The sequence below is a fragment of the Sporosarcina sp. P2 genome (assembly GCF_002743255.1).
Taxonomy (GTDB): Bacteria; Bacillota; Bacilli; order Bacillales_A; family Planococcaceae; genus Sporosarcina.
In genome coordinates this window covers 335,479-354,719 of sequence record NZ_PDYY01000001.1, presented here as the reverse complement: position 1 = coordinate 354,719, position 19,241 = coordinate 335,479, and the positions used below count along the sequence as shown (strand labels likewise).

14 protein-coding genes are annotated in these 19,241 nt (G+C 38.0%); 5 read left to right on the top strand and 9 right to left on the bottom strand.

The annotated features are described in order from the left end of the window. Positions 1–2: 2 nt before the first annotated feature. The 3 genes from CSV67_RS01685 to CSV67_RS01675 form a co-directional block, all read right to left on the bottom strand. On the bottom strand, positions 3–578 hold the full coding sequence (locus CSV67_RS01685) for an adenylyltransferase/cytidyltransferase family protein (RefSeq protein ID WP_099629888.1): 576 nt from the start codon (positions 576–578) through the stop codon (positions 3–5). A gap of 71 nt (positions 579–649) precedes the next feature. Next, positions 650–2,110 carry a 4-hydroxyphenylacetate 3-hydroxylase family protein gene (locus CSV67_RS01680; protein WP_099629887.1) on the bottom strand — a complete coding sequence of 487 codons (1,461 nt, stop codon included), beginning with the start codon at positions 2,108–2,110 and terminating at the stop codon, positions 650–652. A 37-nt stretch (positions 2,111–2,147) separates the two neighbouring features. Continuing rightward, positions 2,148–3,323: a flavin reductase gene (locus CSV67_RS01675; RefSeq protein ID WP_099629886.1), complete on the bottom strand. Its 1,176-nt coding sequence runs from the start codon at positions 3,321–3,323 to the stop codon at positions 2,148–2,150. A gap of 661 nt (positions 3,324–3,984) precedes the next feature. Here CSV67_RS01675 and CSV67_RS01670 point away from each other — a divergent pair. The 4 genes from CSV67_RS01670 to CSV67_RS16975 all read left to right on the top strand — a co-directional run bounded on the left by CSV67_RS01670 (position 3,985) and on the right by CSV67_RS16975 (position 7,603). Beyond that, positions 3,985–5,316, top strand: a complete 1,332-nt coding sequence (locus CSV67_RS01670; protein ID WP_099629885.1) for an amidohydrolase — start codon at positions 3,985–3,987, stop codon at positions 5,314–5,316. Beyond that, on the top strand, positions 5,313–6,635 hold the full coding sequence (locus tag CSV67_RS01665) for a helix-turn-helix domain-containing protein (RefSeq protein WP_099629884.1): 1,323 nt from the start codon (positions 5,313–5,315) through the stop codon (positions 6,633–6,635). The genes CSV67_RS01670 and CSV67_RS01665 overlap by 4 nt, the downstream gene beginning before the upstream one ends. Before the next feature lie 173 nt (positions 6,636–6,808). Further along, positions 6,809–7,015: a tautomerase family protein gene (locus tag CSV67_RS01660; RefSeq protein WP_199173104.1), complete on the top strand. Its 207-nt coding sequence runs from the start codon at positions 6,809–6,811 to the stop codon at positions 7,013–7,015. A 150-nt stretch (positions 7,016–7,165) separates the two neighbouring features. Further along, the gene (locus CSV67_RS16975; RefSeq protein ID WP_099629883.1) at positions 7,166–7,603 is read left to right on the top strand and encodes a DUF4181 domain-containing protein; all 438 of its coding nucleotides are present in this window, start codon (positions 7,166–7,168) and stop codon (positions 7,601–7,603) included. A 519-nt stretch (positions 7,604–8,122) separates the two neighbouring features. Here CSV67_RS16975 and CSV67_RS01650 read toward each other — a convergent pair. The 3 genes from CSV67_RS01650 to CSV67_RS01640 all read right to left on the bottom strand — a co-directional run bounded on the left by CSV67_RS01650 (position 8,123) and on the right by CSV67_RS01640 (position 11,076). After that, a complete protein-coding gene (locus tag CSV67_RS01650; protein WP_099629882.1) occupies positions 8,123–9,562 on the bottom strand; it encodes a WD40/YVTN/BNR-like repeat-containing protein in 1,440 nt (479 codons plus the stop codon). A gap of 150 nt (positions 9,563–9,712) precedes the next feature. Further along, positions 9,713–10,273 carry a class I SAM-dependent methyltransferase gene (locus CSV67_RS01645; protein WP_099629881.1) on the bottom strand — a complete coding sequence of 187 codons (561 nt, stop codon included), beginning with the start codon at positions 10,271–10,273 and terminating at the stop codon, positions 9,713–9,715. Positions 10,274–10,317: 44 nt separating this feature from the next. Beyond that, on the bottom strand, positions 10,318–11,076 hold the full coding sequence (locus CSV67_RS01640; RefSeq protein WP_199173103.1) for a hypothetical protein: 759 nt from the start codon (positions 11,074–11,076) through the stop codon (positions 10,318–10,320). 113 nt (positions 11,077–11,189) lie between these two features. Here CSV67_RS01640 and CSV67_RS01635 point away from each other — a divergent pair, with 113 nt between their 5' ends. Beyond that, on the top strand, positions 11,190–11,792 hold the full coding sequence (locus CSV67_RS01635) for a LysE/ArgO family amino acid transporter (RefSeq protein WP_099629880.1): 603 nt from the start codon (positions 11,190–11,192) through the stop codon (positions 11,790–11,792). Between the two features lie 949 nt (positions 11,793–12,741). On the opposite strand, the gene CSV67_RS01630 is transcribed toward CSV67_RS01635, so the two are convergent. The 3 genes from CSV67_RS01630 to CSV67_RS01620 form a co-directional block, all read right to left on the bottom strand. Continuing rightward, a complete protein-coding gene (locus tag CSV67_RS01630; protein WP_099629879.1) occupies positions 12,742–14,877 on the bottom strand; it encodes a DEAD/DEAH box helicase in 2,136 nt (711 codons plus the stop codon). Between the two features lie 8 nt (positions 14,878–14,885). After that, a complete protein-coding gene (locus CSV67_RS01625) occupies positions 14,886–16,196 on the bottom strand; it encodes an ATP-binding protein (RefSeq protein WP_099629878.1) in 1,311 nt (436 codons plus the stop codon). Between the two features lie 307 nt (positions 16,197–16,503). Next, the gene (locus CSV67_RS01620; RefSeq protein ID WP_233192537.1) at positions 16,504–19,236 is read right to left on the bottom strand and encodes a TerB N-terminal domain-containing protein; all 2,733 of its coding nucleotides are present in this window, start codon (positions 19,234–19,236) and stop codon (positions 16,504–16,506) included. Positions 19,237–19,241 lie beyond the last annotated feature (5 nt).

Sequence of the window (19,241 nt, the reverse complement as noted above, 5' to 3'; positions counted from 1 at the left end):
TGTTATTTTTTCATTAATCTTTTCTCGTTCTGTTGAACAACCGGTGTAAGATGATTCCAACCTAGTAACCCATTGGCTTCATCAACTTCTCCTTTTGAGAATAATTCACGAATGCGTGTGGATGAAATGGTTTTTCCTGCGCTACACAGCACCGGATCCAAAATGCACACATCAAAATACTTACGTAATGTATTTACATCACCTTCTCGTCCTCTTCCAAAGCGAAAATCATGACCTTCGAAAATCTCCACTGGATTCAAATTTGTCAATTCCTGCAGAAATCGCTCTACGCCCTGTGAAATATAATCCGCATTGAATTGCGCTACAATCACGTGATCTACACCTAGCTTTTCAAGCATCTCCAATTTCTCAGGTAGCGAAGTTAGTAATTTCACATGTTGGAAAAAAACTTTTGGTGGCGGGTCGAATGTATACACAACAAGTGGCACACCCAATTCCACAGCCTGCTCACGAGCTTGCCTCACTACTGTTTGGTGGCCAATATGTAGTCCATCCAACGCACCGATAGTTAGAACGCACTCCGGAAGCTTTAATGTTTTGGATTTATGAACTTGCATGCATGACACCTCTTCCCTATAGTTTTTCTTACATAAGTCGCGCCGTCCCACAATAGTGGGACAGCTACACATTATGGTTGGAATACTAACGAAGACGATAGATTTGCAGCTTTCATCACCATTTCACGATTTGGAGTCAAATCATAATTGTTAAAGACGGCTGCATGTTGCGCGAATGGCGGGCTTTGTGCAAACAATTCAAATGTAATTTGGTGACCTGCATAGGAAGAGTTCAGCATGTCACGTGCAAAGTAAAGCAATTTCGCACGTTCTTCTGCACTCCACTCACCAACAGAATAAAATCTATCAATATATTCCTTGATTTGTGGATCCTTCATCGTTTCCATATCAGGTGTCACAGCTAATTGTCCACCTACTAACTCACGTGCCAAATGTGCCATCTCAGGGAAATGTTTGAGTGCAAACACACGACCTGTATATAGAAGAGACTGATTAGGCATCATTAGTCCGCCTGGTGATAATTGCGCTTCCGAAACAGCCGCTGTCAGATGGGCATTGATTGTTTCACGATAGTTGATGAGCTCGGAAAGTTTTTGCTGAACTGCAGGAATCTTTGTCAAACCTGTTTGCTCCACATTTAATAAAGCCGCGCCGATTAGATAATCCGCTCTTCTTAAAATTCGAAGTACATAGTTGTATGAAGAATAACGGTGTACCGTTTCACGAATATATTTCGCTGACTCTAAATTACGATGGAATAACACATTCTCCCAAGGGATTAGCACGTCATCAAAAATCAACAATGTATCAATCTCTTCAAACTTACTAGACAGTGGGTAGTTTACTGGATCTTTTCCAGCTCCAACAGGAGATCGGCAAATATGTTTTAGCCCCGGAGATCCCATATCACAAATGAAACCAACTGCATAGTTTTCCATATTGACACTGGAATTTGACCAGTTAGAAATCGTTGGTTTTACGAATGCTTGGTGTGCATAAGCAGCGGCGGTTTCAAACTTTGCACCACGCACTACAATTCCTTTATCATTTTCCGCAACGATATGAAGGAGCGTTCCACCATCTTCACCGTTGATTAACTTACTGCGGTCTCCTTTCGGATCCGTGTTAGCTGAAACGTGGAATAAATCTTCTTTTGCTACACGCGCAACATGATGTTTAATATTTTGTGCATAAGTCGGATCAATTTCATTCAAACGGTCTTGCGCATCATATAATGACCACATTTCACCGATTGTTTCATCTCCTACACGGTAGACTACTCCACCTAGATCATCTAAAACGGTTTCTACATACGTACGAATACCTTTTAGATCATCCTTTGTTTTTGGTAGTTTAAAAGCACGGCAAATTTCATCGCCATCCGCAAGCTTCACAGTCAATTTGTCCTTGTACTTCGCTTCATGATTCATATCATACATACGTGCTTTTACATCGATGATGGGCTTGAATGCTGGATGATTTGCAATGTCATGTACTCTTTCTCCGTCAATATATACTTCTCTTCCGTCATTCAGTGATCTGCGGTAGTCGTCTCCTGTTAATAAAGCCATGTAAATTCCTCCCTGGGTATCTGATTTTATAGTGAAATTAAATACTGCCACCTGCGTGGCGAATAATGTATTTACCTAGTTTTTTTGCTTCTTCTGTATGCTGTTTGACAATAGACTTCGCAGCTTCCTTATCTCCCGCTTCATACGCTTTTAATAATGCTACATGATCATCAGCCAGTTTATTCAACTCTTCGCGTGCAGTACGACTATTTTCTTCAAATGCTACTCGCAAAGCACTGCTCATAACTGCTTCAGCCGTCAGGCGACGATAGGAGTCTAGTAACGTAGCATTATTCGTTAAAGCAATCGTATAATCATGGAGAGAAATATTCGCCTCAATATATTGATCGATATCTGTAATACCTTTTTCTTTATCAGCCAACGTTTCTTCTACACGACTCCTGAAATCAGACAGTTCTTCGTCAGATAGATTGCCCACTGTCTTTTCAATAGCTGCAACTTCTAGTGCACAACGTGTTTCCAAAGCTTCCGTTAGCATCTCAATACTTAACGGAGTAACAGAGAAATCACCATTTTCACTACGTTTGATTAACCCTTCGCCTTCTAATTTGGTGAGTGCGTAGTAGATGACTTGTCTTGGAACTTTTAGTTTTTCTGTCAAACTGGCAACACTGAATGGCTCCATTAGTTGGAAATCTCTTTTCAACACTTTACTTCGTAAATCTAGATAAACCATTTCATCATTGTGTGAAATGAAGCGTCCGAATTTTCCACGGTAGTAAGTCAATGGATTACGTTCTTCAGAATCCGCATGTATAACTTCTGCAAGGAACACAGAATGCGTACCGCCCGTCACTTCTTGTACGACCCTGCACTCCAGATGAGCAAGTGTATCTTTTAAGATCGGCTCACCTAATTTCCCTTCAACCGTTTCAATATCTTTGAATTTGTCAGATGAAGGTCTAGCAAACTGTAAAGCTATGTCTCCCTGGTCTTCATGCAGTATGTTCACACCAAAAACCTTTGCTTGGGAAATGGCATTACACGTCCCGGTCGCTTGGTTGATACATACTAGCAACATGGGAGGTTCAGCCGATAATGAGGAAACTGCACTTGCCGTCACCCCATAATTGACACCTTCATGCTTTGTTGTAATAACCGTAACACCGCTAGTAAAATGTCCGATTACATCCCGAAAGACTAAGTTATCCACCCTTGGCAGCTTTCCCTTTTCACTAATCTCTGTTCCCATCATAATCCCTCCTACGTTAGTTTACGGACATAGTCCTAAATAAGTCCCTTATTCGACAAAAAAATATAAAATCTGCATTTCCCTATAAAAATACGTCGAATCGAATGTGCTCATTCGGTAGCAATTACCGTAAAATGTCTCTCATGTAATATACGGACTGTTCAAAATACTGTCAACACTTTTTTATTTCTACTTTCATATTTCAGACTAGCGTTTTTTTGAAAGCGATTACATTTATTCTGACATCACTCGAGTAATCTAAATCATTTCATATGATAAAATAAGTGTACACTACTACATATTCTCCCCCTTAAAAGCCAATGTCCGTAAGCAGGCCGTAAATAGGTAATGAAATAGGGAAATCTTTAAACTGGCTAAGTGAATTTGTACCAGTTACTGAACTCCCTTGCTATTAATATACAGCACTTATTTTAAATGTCAACGACTTTTTATAATATTTAGAAAAGTCAATTAATGAGTGAGCGCACAGTCACTTTTAATCAATTGGCCTACGACGAACTAGTAGAATCAATAAATTTCAGTTGATTCTTATAGTAGCTTATGTGTATTCTTGTACTAATACGAATGTCCTTTTTATAACGATTAGGTACTAGTAAATGATCGATACAAATCACTTAAAAATGATGAATGGAGGGTATTTATGAATAACCGAATTTCGGAAATGGTAGAGGACATAAGGGATCTATTGATTGACTGGCGTCGAGATTTCCATACTTACGCGGAAGCAGGATGGGTTGAATTTCGGACAGCCTCCCTTATCGCCTCACGACTTTCTAGCTGGGGATATGAAGTACGTGCGGGACGCGATGTAATGGATGAAAGTACTCGAATGGGCGTTCCCAATCAGGCATATTTGGAAGAACAATTTGATCGCGCCATCCAGCAAGGGGCTAACACAGAGTGGGCTGAACAATTACGCTCTGGCTTTACTGGCGTTGTCGGTACTTTAGATACAGGTAAACCTGGTCCGACCATTGGATTACGTTTTGATATGGATGCCTTGGACTTGCAAGAGTCCTCTGATGATAGTCATTTTCCAGTAAAAGAAAGATTTACCTCCGTCAATGACCGAATGATGCACGCTTGCGGTCATGATGCACATATGGCAATTGGGCTTGGCATCGCTTCCCTTTTAGCTGAATTAAAGGACAGTTTACACGGCAAATTTAAACTTATTTTCCAACCTGCTGAAGAAGGTGTTCGTGGTGCAAAGTCTATGGTGAAGGCTGGGGTCGTTGACGACGTAGATATTTTCATTTCACAACATGTCGGTCTAGGTGCGGAATTAGGTGAATTCGTTTGCAGTGATCTAGGATTTCTAGCGACCACAAAATTGAATGTTCGTTTTCTAGGCAAAGCTGCACATGCTGGAGCAAATCCTGAAAAAGGCAAAAATGCTTTATTAGCCGCCGCAACGGCGACCTTAAATATGCATGCGATCCCTCCCCACAGTTCAGGAGAATCGCGAATTAATGTGGGGGTGTTACACGCAGGCACCGGACGCAATATTATTCCAAATAAGGCTGACCTCCAAGTAGAAACGCGTGGCGCTACAACAGAAATAAATGAATACATGGTTGAACGGTTGAGAAAAATCGTGAAGGCCGCTGGGGATATGTATGAGGTGGAAACACATATAGAAGAAGTGGGTTCAGCCCCAACATGTACTCCTAGTGAACAGTTAGTCGCAGATTTACGGAAAAAAACTACATCATTGAAAGACATCCAAAAAATCACACATACTTTTACATCTGGCGGTTCTGAGGATGCTACCTATATGATGTCACGCGTTAAAGAAAACGGTGGGCAAGCAGCATATGTAGTGTTTGGGACGACACTTAGTGCTGGTCATCATAATGAAAAGTTCGATATCGATGAAGAAGTCATACCATTAGCAGTGAAAACATTAGTATATTGTATCACCCAATTTGATTCACCAATAGTTCCGTCAAGCAAAGGAGAAAAACTATGAAAACTAGAGTAGGAATTGTCGGACCAAAAGACAGTGTAGAAATTATGAAGGACATCGCGAAGGAATTTGAAGATCAGATGACCCCTGTTTGTTTTGAATATAAAAATTCGATTGAAACAACAGAAATCGTAGAAAAAAACCAACATATTATGGATATCTGGATTTTTTCTGGACAAACACCCTTTTCACTCGCAAAAAAAAGCTCTTCTAATCAGCTCTTTTTCTATTTATCTTTGGATGGTTCTAGTTTAACAAAAACACTGTTAAATATTGTGTATAACAGTTCAAATGATTTACGTAAAATTAGTTTTGATATGATGGAGGAACATGATATATCCGAGACATACCGTTTCTTAAATATTTCTTATGAACAATGTCATCTTTATGAATACCAAGGAGTTACACCTATCGATCAAATCATTGACTTTCATTCCATGCTATACAACAAGGGAAAAGTATCCGTTTGTGTAACTAGTTTGAGTGATGTCTATGAAGCATTGACTTTCCAGGGGATACCTGTATACAGAGTTACGCCAACTTTGGCAAACATTCGATCAACATATACATCTGCATTACAGCAATGGGAAGCCCTCAATTTTAAACAATCTCAGTTAACAGTTATGTTAATCTCTATTGATAATATTAATAAAATTGAAAAGCCCCATTCATTTTCTTATGATATACATCGTTTGAATTTAGAATTGCAGTCGGCGGTTTTAACATTCACTGAATCTATATCCGGCTCATTTTTATCCATTGGCACTGGGACGTTTATTATATTTTCCACTAGGGGTTCGCTACGAAACGCGGGCGATCAAAGTGTTCGTCTATTGGATAGTTTATCCTTAATTACAGATTTTCCATCGAACATTGGAATAGGCTATGGTGACTCCGCTTTAGCTGCAGAAGAAAACGCAAGATTAGCGTTATTGCATGCACAAAACTATAATTCGAATAGTGCCTTTTTAGTCGAAAATAACGGTACGGTAAAAGGGCCACTTAATAAATCTAAAAATATTTCTTTTGAGTTTAGGAACGTGGATGAAGAAATTGGAAATAAGCTAAAGGAATGCAGTGTATCTATTACGTCCTTCAATAAAATTATGTCTGTTCAACGAAACTTGGGAAAGCATGCAGTCACTGCAGCAGATATTGCTGAATGGTTGAAAATGACCGAACGTAATGCTCGCCGACTTCTAAATAATCTAACGGATGCTGGTATCGCAAAAATCATTGGACAGGAAGCACCTGCAACGAGAGGACGCCCCCGCAACATTTATCAGGTAGGATTAGATTATTTATCTACTGCACCCGAATAGAATAATGTAGCTAGGGCATGTGCAAATTGTTTAAGATCTTTGCACATACTCCCCTTTTGTTTCAAACAATTCATATGATTTTTAAAATAGTTTGACAGGTTAGAATGTTTTGTGTACTCTTTTAAATGTATTGCAAAGAAGTATTTATAAAAAATGATAAGGAGCTGTTTAGTATGCCATTCGTCCACATTAAAATGATTGAGAAGCGTTGTTCTCCCGAAAAAAAAGAAATCATGATTAAAGAGGTCACTGATTTAATCGCTGGTATTTTGGAGCAGGATGTAGAAACGGTGCGTGTTCAACTGGAAGAAATGCGGCCTGAAGATTGGGGTATTGCCGGAGAATCTGTAAAAAAACGGACTGAAAAAAGCCTAACATAAATAAATTTTTATATTTAATTTCGGTATATTAAAGGAATTTATCCAATAACGAATTATACCTATTGGTTCTATAGAGATATATAGTTTCTAAATAATTGAATTTGATGGATGGTACTCCCGCGCGAAATTATCATGGTTTTTTAAACCTTTATGAATTACGGTTTTTTCGCGCAGGCAACCACCCTAAAACCCCTTCAATATAAAATCCACTCACCGTTCTTATTGAAGAGTCCGCAGTTCAATACAGGAATTACCTATCTTCTACATCCTTTCCCTCATAAACAAAAAGTTTTTTCTTTTAATCCTATAATTGTATTGCATCGAAAAATCGATAAAGTTATGCGGATCTTTTCTATGATTAGCCTAATCACTCTATATTCTGTGCTGTTGTTTTATGATGAGGAGTTACTTTACTTATTTTTCTTCGCCGTCATGGCTTTTACGATACTGGATTATTTGATAAGAGCATTTTTTGAATGGAAGTACATACACGATCCAAAACAATATACTTTGACTGTAACTGAAATGCTCATAATAGTAGCGGCCATTATCATCGTGATTCAATTTAACTTACTTGGTCCCTATTAAACGATACTCTCCACAAATGAATAAGAACCCTACTTATGGTAATACGCAATAAAACGAAGTCTTATTAAAAAACTCCTCTATAGGATGGTTTCATTTAGCATATGAAAATTGCATGTATCGAAATGAGGAATATTTCCGAGTGGTTTTTGAAGAATGACGAATTTATTGCAGGTAGGCGCACTTACGGAATAAAAGATGCGCTGCAATCTGTCAAAATAAGGAAAAGCGAGGTTTTACATATGAATGACAAATGATACGGGCTATATGCCTTGATACTAGGAATCGCATCATTTTTCACAGGGAATTTGTCACTTTTATAATGCTCGGGTTTATATTAATAGCATTAATGAACATCAACACGACCTTGGAAATGAATGTCAAAAAAGACCAGGACCAGAGTGATAAAGGAGAATGAATAGTGTTAGGTACCAGGTGCTGAATTAATTCCGAATAGTTTCGGGACCTGATACCACACATCACTAATAATATTTCTAAATTATAAATATCCACTTTATAAGACTATTTACTTTCAACCTCTTTTACATATTCCCAGGTTTCACCATTATCATTAGATCGATAAAGTCCACTACTATTCCCATTATAATCACCATCTGAACCTTGCCCAACTAACATATTAAGAACCCCATCTTTCTCAAAGGGCAGACTTGGAAAATCAAATGGATTTATAGATTGTCCACTATCTAACTTCATTTCCTGAATCGCGTAACTTACCTCTTCGAAGGATATCCCTCCATCATTTGTGCGGTATAGTACTCCTTCAGTACCAGAAGGTCTTGCTGCCCTTAAAAATCCAAGTTCATCATTGATAAAATATATTCCCGCTGCACTACCCACTGTTCCATTGAATGGATCTTGATTGATAACTACCCAATTTTCACCACCGTCAATGGTCTTTCTGAGTGAATAAAAAGTACTTCCTAATGCTTTATCCATAACATCTAATCTATATCCAACTACTTTTGAAAGATAAAACTGTTCATCAGTATTAGGTATCTCTTGCCGATCCCCTTCAAAATTATCTTGAGATTGAATCGTATTTGACTGACTCCAATCCGGTTCACCAAGCAAATTATATCTAGCAGGTATTATCTCCTTCTCTTTTCCAGGAACAAAAATAGATACCGTATATCCAATTATTTCAGATGTAGTTTTTGTAGGAGTCTGCTTCATACCATTCTCATCCATGTTTATAATCCCTTCTGTATTATAGCCCCAATTTCTTTTCCCGTAATAAACTAACCCATACGTATGTTCATTCCACTTATCCACTGTCTGCTTAATTGGAATAACCTTAACCGTTCTAATTAGAGGTTCCACTAGCTTTTCCTCATCATAATCGGTATTTAGATGTCCGTTTAATCTTACAGTAATAGTAGACGTCTTATTTTGATCGTAAGTGATTAAGTAACTTTCCTCTTCCCCATCAGCATTTTTCCCATAAACAAAAGTATCAAATGATGTGATGGTTCCGTCCTGATTAAATTCAAGATGAAAATCACTTTCCATATATAATTTCTTCGGCAAAGCATATTCTTTATTTATATCTTTAAAAATCCCTTCTACTCCATCCATATATATGTTGTTATGTTCAAACTCGACTGAAGCTTCATTTTTTAATCTATCAATAAACCAAGCAAGTTCGCCTCCGAAATTTGTTGCACTTTTATAAATCTTCACTCCATAAAATACTGTAATGATCATGAACATTACAATAGAAACATACTTCCATGCCTTCTTATTAATCAATTTCTTGGGTTCAAGTTCCTTGCCTTTCATCATTTTCATTACGGAAAATGTAATGATAGAAATTAAAACTATTGTAGTTACTAATAAAATAGAAACAGAACGATTTATTCTTCCATACATACAGAGTAAAGCTAATTCATAACAAAAAATCCAATATACAATTATGAATAGTGGATTTGTTAATAATGACATAAATATTTCTTTCAGATTCCTCCTAATTATATAAACCACTCCTAACCAACATTTGTAATTTCTCTTTCTTATTTTGATATTACATTACATCATGTTTTTAAACCTGCTCGATTGCATGGTATACGCAATCGAGCAGGTTTATATAGAATTTCACTTTCTACTAGTGGCTATAAACATCGATGCATCTTGATTCGCAAAAATCTGTTTCCCATGATAGAAAGTCTTACATGTAGTTGACGTAAATCCGACTTCAGTTAATATGCTTTTTAGTTTATTATGCGAAAACCCACTATGAATTTTTGGATGATTGACTTGATCATTTTTATCAAAATCAACAATAATTAGCTGGCCATCAGTAGGTAAGATACTAAACAGTTTTTGCAAAATTAATTTAGTATCGGGAATATGAAGAAGAACCAAAGATAGTAACACGATGTCTGCCTCTAGTTCAGGCATGTCTTCCGTAAAATCTGAATACAGTACTTCGCAGTTAGTCAATCCCCTTGCAATAATTTTATCTGCTGCATCCTGTAACGCTTGTTTTGATGAATCCACGAGCAATATAGAATCTACTAAGTCCGTTAGTTCTAAACTAACTAGTCCCGAACCACTCCCATAGTCTACTAATTTTTTTGATTCACTTCCTCGTAATAGCGGTCTTACTTCTTCCACAATCACGTTAACCAATTCCATTCGTTTTTTTGTTTCCATACTTCACACTCCGTTTCATTTATTGCGCGACCTGGCACCACAAATCACTGCTGTTTCTCGACGATTAATCGCCCTTTTTGCTGATCAACATTCACAATGAATTCTTTACCATTTTCCAAATCGGTTGAGACTGTTTTTCCTTGATACTGTTCATCTGTGTAAACAAATATAAAACCCTCTTTTTCAATAGCAACGAAATTGCCACGCTCACCTTCTCGTAATTCTAATAACCCATACCCTTCTTTTGAGTAATTAAAGAGTGCAATAGCTGGCAAGTCATTGATCGTTAACGCAGAGGCTATGAGCTGACCATCCAACCATTCATCTTGTTTAACGATGTCTATACTTTCCTTGCCTAATGTATACGCTTCACCATACGTAAATTCGATTTCCCGCCAAAGTTCTTGTGGTGTCGGATACTCGTTTTTTGACCAACTGCCTATTTGTGTTACCTGATCATCTTTACCAACACGTAACATCACACCAAACTTAGGTGTTTCTATATCATGTACTTGAAAATCACCAACCACATATCCTGCCTCATACTGTTTCGGGGCAATTCTGAACTCCATATCAGGATAGCTTTTTTCCAGATACTCACTAACTGTTTTGTATGCTTCTGCATGATGATTCGTTTTCAAAGTAGGATAGTAGAGAATATATCCTATATACCCTATGATAAGTGTGCTAGATAACGTGATGGCTAGTTTTTTTCTTTTTCTGAAAATAAGCCAAAGAACTACACTTACCATTACTATGACAAACCCTATTGCAAAAAAGTATAGTAGTTCACCTGGATTCATGTACTCTCTCCTTTCAGGGGATCAGGCATAAATTGTGTGGATAGAAAACTATACGATTGCGGTTTTCTTTTAGTTTACAATAGTAGAATAGAATTTGATAGGAAGTGAAGTTTATGGAGGCTGCAATTCATGGTATTATTTTGGCGTTTGGCTTAATACTACCATTAGGAATTCAGAATGTATTTGTGTTTTCACAAGGTGCTACACAGCCGAGAGTTCTTCAAGCATTTCCGGCGACTATTACAGCCGCACTATGCGATACTTTTTTAATCATATTGGCTGTATTCGGACTATCTACCATTGTATTCCAATTTGAATGGCTGCGATTTAGCTTAGTCCTCGTAGGTGTATTATTTTTACTTTATATGGGGCTTTCCATTTGGAATACAAAACCAAAAGCGAATGAATCGAATAACGCGTTACCCATCCGCCAGCAAATCATGTTTGCACTATCCGTTTCTTTATTAAATCCTCATGCCATCTTGGATACAGTAGGAGTGATCGGGACTAGCGCGTTAAAATATGTGGGAGAGGAACAAGTATATTTTACAATCGGTTGTATTGCAGTAGCTTGGGGTTGGTTTTTCGGATTAATGATTGCAGGTTCAATATTAAAAAAGCTGGACACAACAGGGAACTTGATGAATATACTTAATAAGTGCTCGGCATTGTTTATTTGGGGAACTGCCATTTATCTTTTGATTGGATTGACGTAAGGTTTAGTTAGTGTTGCCGAAAAGAAGTAGACTTATGTGTCATGAATTTTTTTGGTGTTTGAATAGAGAATAATGGATTTTTACAGGATTCGAGAAAAAACGGTTCCACTCATTGTTCTTAAATGAGTGGAACCGTTTTTGAAGAAAATGGCTGTCAAAGTGAGAAGTTCGACTTTAATGTCACTTACTTTACTTAATGATTTAGCTCCTTCATAACATTGACAATCTGCTCAGACTTCTTTAGTTATGTTTTCCGGTAAGTATGTGGAGATAGCGGGATTCGAACCCATCCTTCACAGGAATGCGGTAATAACAATGTTTATAAGGCTTTTTTGACTACAGTGAGAATCATTGACAACGGTTTTAAAAAACACCTTACGGAGAACAGGATTTGTTTATTAAAAGTACTCATTTTTCTCACGGGAAAATAAATATAGAAAAAGAGAAAACCATCTTACATTCTGTTAACAAAGATTCTCTAAATAAAATAACCGTATCTTCCTTCATTTTCATCTTTCGTAAACTTAATAAAGTTAATTTTTGTTTTCTCTTCATTAAGTGGTTCTTTATTCTCAAGTAAAATTATCTGCATATCTTTATTTATGTTAGCCAAATCAGCTATAAACGCACTTTAAATATCACTATTTAGATCTTCCTCAGATTTTTTTCCTTAATAAGTTGTTAAAGGTGAATCGATGACAACGAACCCTGGATGTGGCATTTCTTTATCTTTGCAGTATTCCATTAAAGAGATGACAAAGGCACTATAAATAATCGCTCGATGTCCCTTTCCGTAATCTTTTGTAGGTTTAAAATCAACATAGAATATTCCTTCCTAAAAAAGTGGTGCCGTGTAGTGACTGGTGCTGACTATTCACTTTTTCACTTTCCACATAGCATAGTTTAAATTGATTAATTTAGAAAAAACACTATAGTTACAACTAGGTTTTCACTCTAAATCAATAACTCTAAACGAATGGGTAGCTAGGTACTCTTCCAATCCTTTCAGGTTTATTTTATTTATTACATGCAGTTCCTCTTGTATGTCTTTCGGTAAGTAAATAGAGAATTTGGACACAAACAGTTCATGTTCTTGTGTAATACTTAACAAATCTTCAATTACCCACTGTTTTTCTTTTGCTTGTCTTATTACTTCCGCTATATCACCGTTGGATGGATCGATATATACCCTTCCAACGCCATCTCCTCTAATGTTAAGACCTAATGAACGGAGCGCCCAAATTAAGTTTTGCGTGTTTTTAGAGCCCGTGTACGTATCGAATACGATTTCATGTTTAGTCCTCCAAAGAATTCGCTCATTCTGTTTTACACCATAATCATGATAAGCTTTTCTCATATCCTGCAATGTATATTCAGCAGTATCATTAAAATAACCAAATTGCTGATTGGAACACAAGATTTCAATCATTTTTTCACCGATACGATTATGGATTCCACCAGCTCCTCCACTATACCTTGGCGGCTTACCGCTAACCGACTTTTTAACATATATTTTATTCTTCTTGAAATCAATGCTGTTAATTTCCCATAACCTACCGGCAAGAATGATAGAGTCACCCATATCAATCCCGGCACCCTTATCCACTGTACCTATGGTTTTTACTCCCTCCAGCACCGTGAAGACTTCCGGACTCATAAAGACCGCATAGAACTCCTTGCTTCTAAGTATTCTTTCCCCCTCGATGCCAACGATTAACTCGTTGCTCCCCTTCACTTTTTCAAGGTGGTCTTTCTCTAACATGTGATGAATAATTTGTTCTACCTTTTCTGACTGTATGTTGTAGAAAATGTGATTGCCTTTAATGATCGATACGAGCTCCTCTAAGCCTCTCCCATTCGTTTCTTGGCAGATGGATATCAATTGATGGAATAAGATGTCGTAAGGTGCTAGATACCCCGTAGCAGGCTCTATCCACTTCTCAAGCGCTAACTCCATTACCGCCAGCGATTGAAGCAAGCTATCATCTTCTGTTGTATACAGCTGCAACATCTGGTCCGCACCTTTTTTCCGCCCTGAGCGACCCAACCGTTGTTTCAAAGACGATACGGTAAATGTACTGTCTAACTGTACAACAATGTCTACATCCCCAATGTCAATACCTAACTCCAGTGAGCTAGTCGCAACAACACTTTTAGGTGTTGTGGATTCAACCATTGTCTTCTCCACGTATTCACGTTCTTTTTTATCAATGGATGAGTGATGTGCATAATACGCTTCACCAACACTATCTCTCTTCGCCAGTCGATTCAGAAAGACCGTAGTTTCTTCTACTTGCCCTCTTCTGTTGCAAAAGATAATGGTTTTATTATCTCTAGACACCTCTCGAATATCTTCAAATAACTCCACTGGTAGTCTCCTATCTTTACCAGTTTCAAAATGCATCAGGTAATATTGTAGTTGTTTTTCACTCCCAGCTGTTTCAATAATTTCAACATTTTTCGTGTCTTTATAGTTCACCCATTCCTTAACAAGCTCAAAGTTGTCGATAGTAGCGGACAGACCAACTATTCGCGGTCTTTGAATGGTGTACTTCTCAATCCGAGATAACAGTGAACGTAGTTGAACACCGCGTTCCGAATTGATAAACGAGTGGATTTCATCTATGACGATAAACTCAATCCCTTTAAACAGGTTCTTGATATGCTCCGTACGATTAATAAACAAACTTTCAACGGATTCGGGTGTGATTTGGAGAATGCCTGAAGGATTTTTCACGAACTTGTTTTTCTGACTTTGACTGACGTCTCCGTGCCATTTATGAATCGGAATGGAACTATACTCGCAAAGTTTTTCAATGCGTTCAAATTGGTTGTTTATCAAGGCTTTTAGAGGTGATATGTACAATACTTTTAACTGTTTTTCAGCATTTTCTTCGATAAGGGAGATTATCGGCAAAAAAGCCGCCTCCGTTTTACCAGAGGCAGTTGCAGACGAGAGAATAACATCTTTATTCGTCTCAATGATTATGGGTATTGTCTTGTTTTGTATAGGTGTTAACTTATCCCATTTCATATCCCAAATCTTCTTTTGCATTGTTTTGGAAAGTAGTTCGAATGATTGCATACGTATTCCTACCCTTCAGTTCTTGAGAAGCGAGAATTCACATTAGTAGGCTGTGGCTTCGATTCGTTCTCACCAAACAATTTTTCACGATCATATTCTGGATTTTGATGAAGTATGTTTAATGCGCCGATAAAGCTTCGAATAATGTCCCCAACAGTTAGGTTTTCTTCCGCACCAGGTCGAGAGTACTCCCCGCGTATAAAGTTCTGAATTTCATCACTCGTTACGGTCGTTGCATAACCATTATGAACGGCATGAATGTCTCTTAACTTTTCCAAGAGCACATAGGTTTCGTCATGTTTCAATGGCTTAATGGTGATAACGGGTTGTGTTAAGTCGCGGTATTTATTTGTTTCAAAGCGATTGGATTGGAGCCTTCTCTTTAAAGCACCATAGCTGAACAACCCTCTACGTTCGTCCTCTAAGAATTCCGGTGTACCACCTATCGTGATATACAATCCCTCAACATTCCCTTGTAGCGTGTCGTTATAAATCTTTAAAATCGTTTCATAGTTTTTCTCTCTAGTCTGAGGGTGTGTAATCTTATACAAGTTAATGGCTTCATCTAGATTAATGACCAATCCGGAATACCCAATTTGCTTTACGAACTGAGAAAACACCTTTATATACTCATAGTAATTAATGTCGTTGATGATTTCGCGAACACCCAAATCCTTACGTGCTTCCATTTTGGATGTGTATTCCCCACGAAGCCACCGAAGAGCTTGTCGTTGGATTTCATTATCATCTTCAACAAACCCTTTAAAGTATTGGGTTAGAATACGCGCAAAGTCGTAACCACCGACGAGTTCATCCATTTTAGATACGACATCAGTAATGGCTAACTCTACATCTTTAATGAAGGAAGGGTCGTCGAATGCAACAGATTCGTAATTTTTTTCGAGTTGAACCTTCATTTGAATTTCGCTAATCCACTTGTCTAAAATGGTCGGTAATGCGCCGCCTTGAGGGACAGTTGCTGTCGCCAAGTTTTTCATTAGTTCGGTGTAAGTCGCGACCGCTTTGCCTTCCGTCCCGTACAATCGACGTTCAGGTGTGAAGTCTGCTTTCGCGACAACGAATTTCTCATTAAAAGCAGCTTGTTGGATTAGTGCTTGAATAAAACTCTTACCACTACCAAAGGGGCCTATGAATAGTTTCATGAAGGACGACCCTTTTTTAATATTATCCAAGTCACTTAGGATTTGTTTAACTTCTTCATGTCGACCGACCATGATGTGATGCAACCCTCTGCTTGGTACGACGCCACCTCCTAGCGAGTTCAAAATTGCGGTGGAATCTCTCTTTTTAATATCCATTTATTCGGTCTCCTTTAGCGTTTTAATACAATTTTAAATTCTAGTAGACTGCAATTGCTTTTGAGACCCAGAAAGTTAACCAATAGGTACTCATTGGATTTATCGTCAAATTAACTTTCTATGCCTTCTAAATTGTCTTCGCACTCTATTCACCAAGCTTCCACGTATACCTATCTCCTGTATGAATAACTTCCGCAACTATTCTCTCAAAATCTCTATACAAGTCGATTTGATTTACAGTTATTCCAATAGATTCAAAAACTTCTTTTATCTCAATTTGTTTTTCTATCGATAAATCTTTTAATATTTATTCGGTTTCCTTTAGCGTTAGTATACACTGTTCATATTCTTCGTAGACCGCGATTTCTCCATCTTGAGACTCAAGGAAGTTATCTCCGAGGTATTCATTGGCTTTTTCGTTAATTTCACTGATAAACATACCTAACATGATGCCCCTTTGCTTTAAGAAGGAGTTGGCAGCGTTTTGGTCGTAAACCCCATTATCAAATTGAACCAAGAATTCCTTTTCAATCACGGTAAGAGATTCAATGAAGTCTTCCTCTCCATCAACACTGCCTCCACCTCCTAGTGCAAAGAAGATATCCGATGGGGTACTGTCTACACCCATAGGGGGTACTGTTTCATTTTCAGGATGTGTTTCACCAATTGATGATTGTTCCGCATCCCAAGCCACTGGGTTATCCGCTTCCTCGGTATCTATTCGAGCATTCGTTGGTTCGGTGTTGGTTTCAGACTTAGTGCCTGTGTCTCCTTCGACGGTAAAACTTAAAGTACCATCCACTTCAGTATTTCTTTCATTGAATATCGCAATGAGTTCCTCTGTTTCTTCTTGAAAGGCTTTAATGTTAGCGCTATTGAATTCGATAACCGGTCTTTGTTCGGGTATAGGGATGTCTTCAGGTGGGGGCGGAACCTTTCCATAACCCTCACTATTTTCTGCTTTTTGAACGACTTTAAATCGATTTGTCTTTTCCTTAACTACTGGTGTAAAGTGTTCAATCATCATTTCTTTAAACCCCTCCGGTAAGAACGATTCATCGACTTTTATTTGACGTTTCTCCCCCTTAAGCATTCTTGTTACATTTTCAGATAAACGGAACAAAGCAGTCACTTCATTGTTGATCCGTTCAGTAGGCAAAATTCGTTTCGTTTGAACATGAAAAACGTCCGTTTCACGACCCATAACAGCACTAACATATAAGTGCTTAACGGTTCTTTCTTCTTGCATTTTAAAGTAGCGGTCGATTAACTGTTCTCCTTGCTCTTGGTACACACCCTGTAGTAGAGGGAAGCTCTCTTTAAAAACTCTATAAATTTTATTTTTGTGGGCAGTGAAAAACACAGTTTCTTTATAGTTTTGAATATGAGGTTTCCACTTAGTAAAGGAAATTCGCGCTAACTCGTCTTGTTTTTCCTTGAGTTGCTTATACAGTGGCGTCATGTAATAATCACTCGACGAGGATGTCCATTCCTCCATTAAGTCATTTTCACCGACCTCTCGTAACATATCAGCCGTCCAGCTGCCTAAGTAAGTTCTCACCTTAGGAAGTCTTTCTACGTAGTTATCATGCAACCGAACGACCATGCTTATGTTGAATGCAGCCCTTTGATTAAAAGAGTAGTTCAATAGCTCATAGACAAACAAGATGATGTAACTAAGGTCCACATCTGGGTATTTCCCATTTAACACTTGCTCTCTCCAGTAAAAGTACCACTTCTTTTGTTCTTTGTTCAAACTGTCAAAAGTCGTCCAATAGGCGTGTAACGGGATTTCCTTGCTTTTGACACCTCTTTTAGTTGCATAGTCTAAGGAGTGCTTGATGAATCGGCTTCCATTGTGGGAATAACTCATTCCATACGAATTATTGTTTTTAGATGAACTCTCGCTTCTTATCTGTTCGATAGCCTTCAGTATCTCTCTAGGCGTGTCAATGTGCTTATATTTGTCTAGAATAACCGCGTCTTCATTGTAAAATCGTTGACTTGGTTTCGCAACGTTGACGTCCGGCATATTTGTTAACGAATCCTCAATTTTGCGTTTTAATTTAGAGGCTTGCAATAAAAAAACGTTTATAGGTACCGGTACCATATTCATGGATGGTTCTTCATGGCGAATAGGGGGAGTTAATTCCGAAAGAATTAGTTCTTCCTCTTCTATATCTACACCCACGGACGCTACTGCTTCTCGTTTTCCTTTCGCTTCCTTATGAACCTCTGTCACAGCAACAGCATCATTCACTTTTTCTTCTATCACTTCCAGTACATCTATCTCAACATTTTCGATTACTTCATCCACTACTACTTCTTCTTCAAGATGCGGTGACAAAGAAGGATTGTTATCCATTGTGCTGGGTACGGTCTGTGTATCCGCTAATACTTGTTCTTCACGGTGAGTGTCTTCAGTAGAAGTCGGCATAGCTGCTTTAGCAAGTTGTAACTGTTGCACCTGTTTGAGTGTAGACACTAACTCTTGTATTTTCTTACGAGGATGCTCAGGTGTTTTTTGTAGCTGAACGGATGCGGATTCTTCATCTTTTTTCAAACGCGTTTTGTTCTTATGTGCTTCTGCATACCTTGCTCTCAGGTCACCCTCAGGTTTAGGTTTAGGTGCAAATGCCTCCTCCATTTCGTCCCTTTTTTCAACCTTGAAAGAACTAGTGTTTTCAGGACTGACTACTGGGCTTGCTATGATTTGTGCTTCCTCAAGTCTTATCACCGGTTCACTCTTTAGTGCGTAGTCTATTCTTTGTTGTTCCTCTATAGCTGCATAAACAATTTGTTTTACATTTTTGCGCTCTTCCTTCTTAAAAGCTTCTTCTACAAGAGGATTGAGTGGACGCTCATTGGAAAACAGAATACTTTCCTTGTCTAGTCGGTTTTTAATCACCAAGTCATCCATCGTAATTTTGTTAGTTTCCTTTTTAACAGGGATGTCTTTCTTTACCTTCTTCTTCACGTTGTTTTTTTGTGTTAACGGGTTGGTTTCTAATTTATTGTGCCAATCCTTAATGAAAAACATATCTA

Coding starts and splice junctions, on each gene's coding strand:
- CSV67_RS01635 (WP_099629880.1), top strand. CDS start 11,190: ATGGAGGCTGCAATTCATGGTATTATTTTGGCGTTTGGCTTAATACTA.
- CSV67_RS01630 (WP_099629879.1), bottom strand. CDS start 14,877: ATGCAATCATTCGAACTACTTTCCAAAACAATGCAAAAGAAGATTTGG.
- CSV67_RS01660 (WP_199173104.1), top strand. CDS start 6,809: ATGCCATTCGTCCACATTAAAATGATTGAGAAGCGTTGTTCTCCCGAA.
- CSV67_RS01625 (WP_099629878.1), bottom strand. CDS start 16,196: ATGGATATTAAAAAGAGAGATTCCACCGCAATTTTGAACTCGCTAGGA.
- CSV67_RS01640 (WP_199173103.1), bottom strand. CDS start 11,076: ATGAATCCAGGTGAACTACTATACTTTTTTGCAATAGGGTTTGTCATA.
- CSV67_RS16975 (WP_099629883.1), top strand. CDS start 7,166: ATGAATTACGGTTTTTTCGCGCAGGCAACCACCCTAAAACCCCTTCAA.
- CSV67_RS01620 (WP_233192537.1), bottom strand. CDS start 19,236: ATGTTTTTCATTAAGGATTGGCACAATAAATTAGAAACCAACCCGTTA.
- CSV67_RS01665 (WP_099629884.1), top strand. CDS start 5,313: ATGAAAACTAGAGTAGGAATTGTCGGACCAAAAGACAGTGTAGAAATT.
- CSV67_RS01675 (WP_099629886.1), bottom strand. CDS start 3,323: ATGGGAACAGAGATTAGTGAAAAGGGAAAGCTGCCAAGGGTGGATAAC.
- CSV67_RS01680 (WP_099629887.1), bottom strand. CDS start 2,110: ATGGCTTTATTAACAGGAGACGACTACCGCAGATCACTGAATGACGGA.
- CSV67_RS01650 (WP_099629882.1), bottom strand. CDS start 9,562: ATGTCATTATTAACAAATCCACTATTCATAATTGTATATTGGATTTTT.
- CSV67_RS01685 (WP_099629888.1), bottom strand. CDS start 578: ATGCAAGTTCATAAATCCAAAACATTAAAGCTTCCGGAGTGCGTTCTA.
- CSV67_RS01645 (WP_099629881.1), bottom strand. CDS start 10,273: ATGGAAACAAAAAAACGAATGGAATTGGTTAACGTGATTGTGGAAGAA.
- CSV67_RS01670 (WP_099629885.1), top strand. CDS start 3,985: ATGAATAACCGAATTTCGGAAATGGTAGAGGACATAAGGGATCTATTG.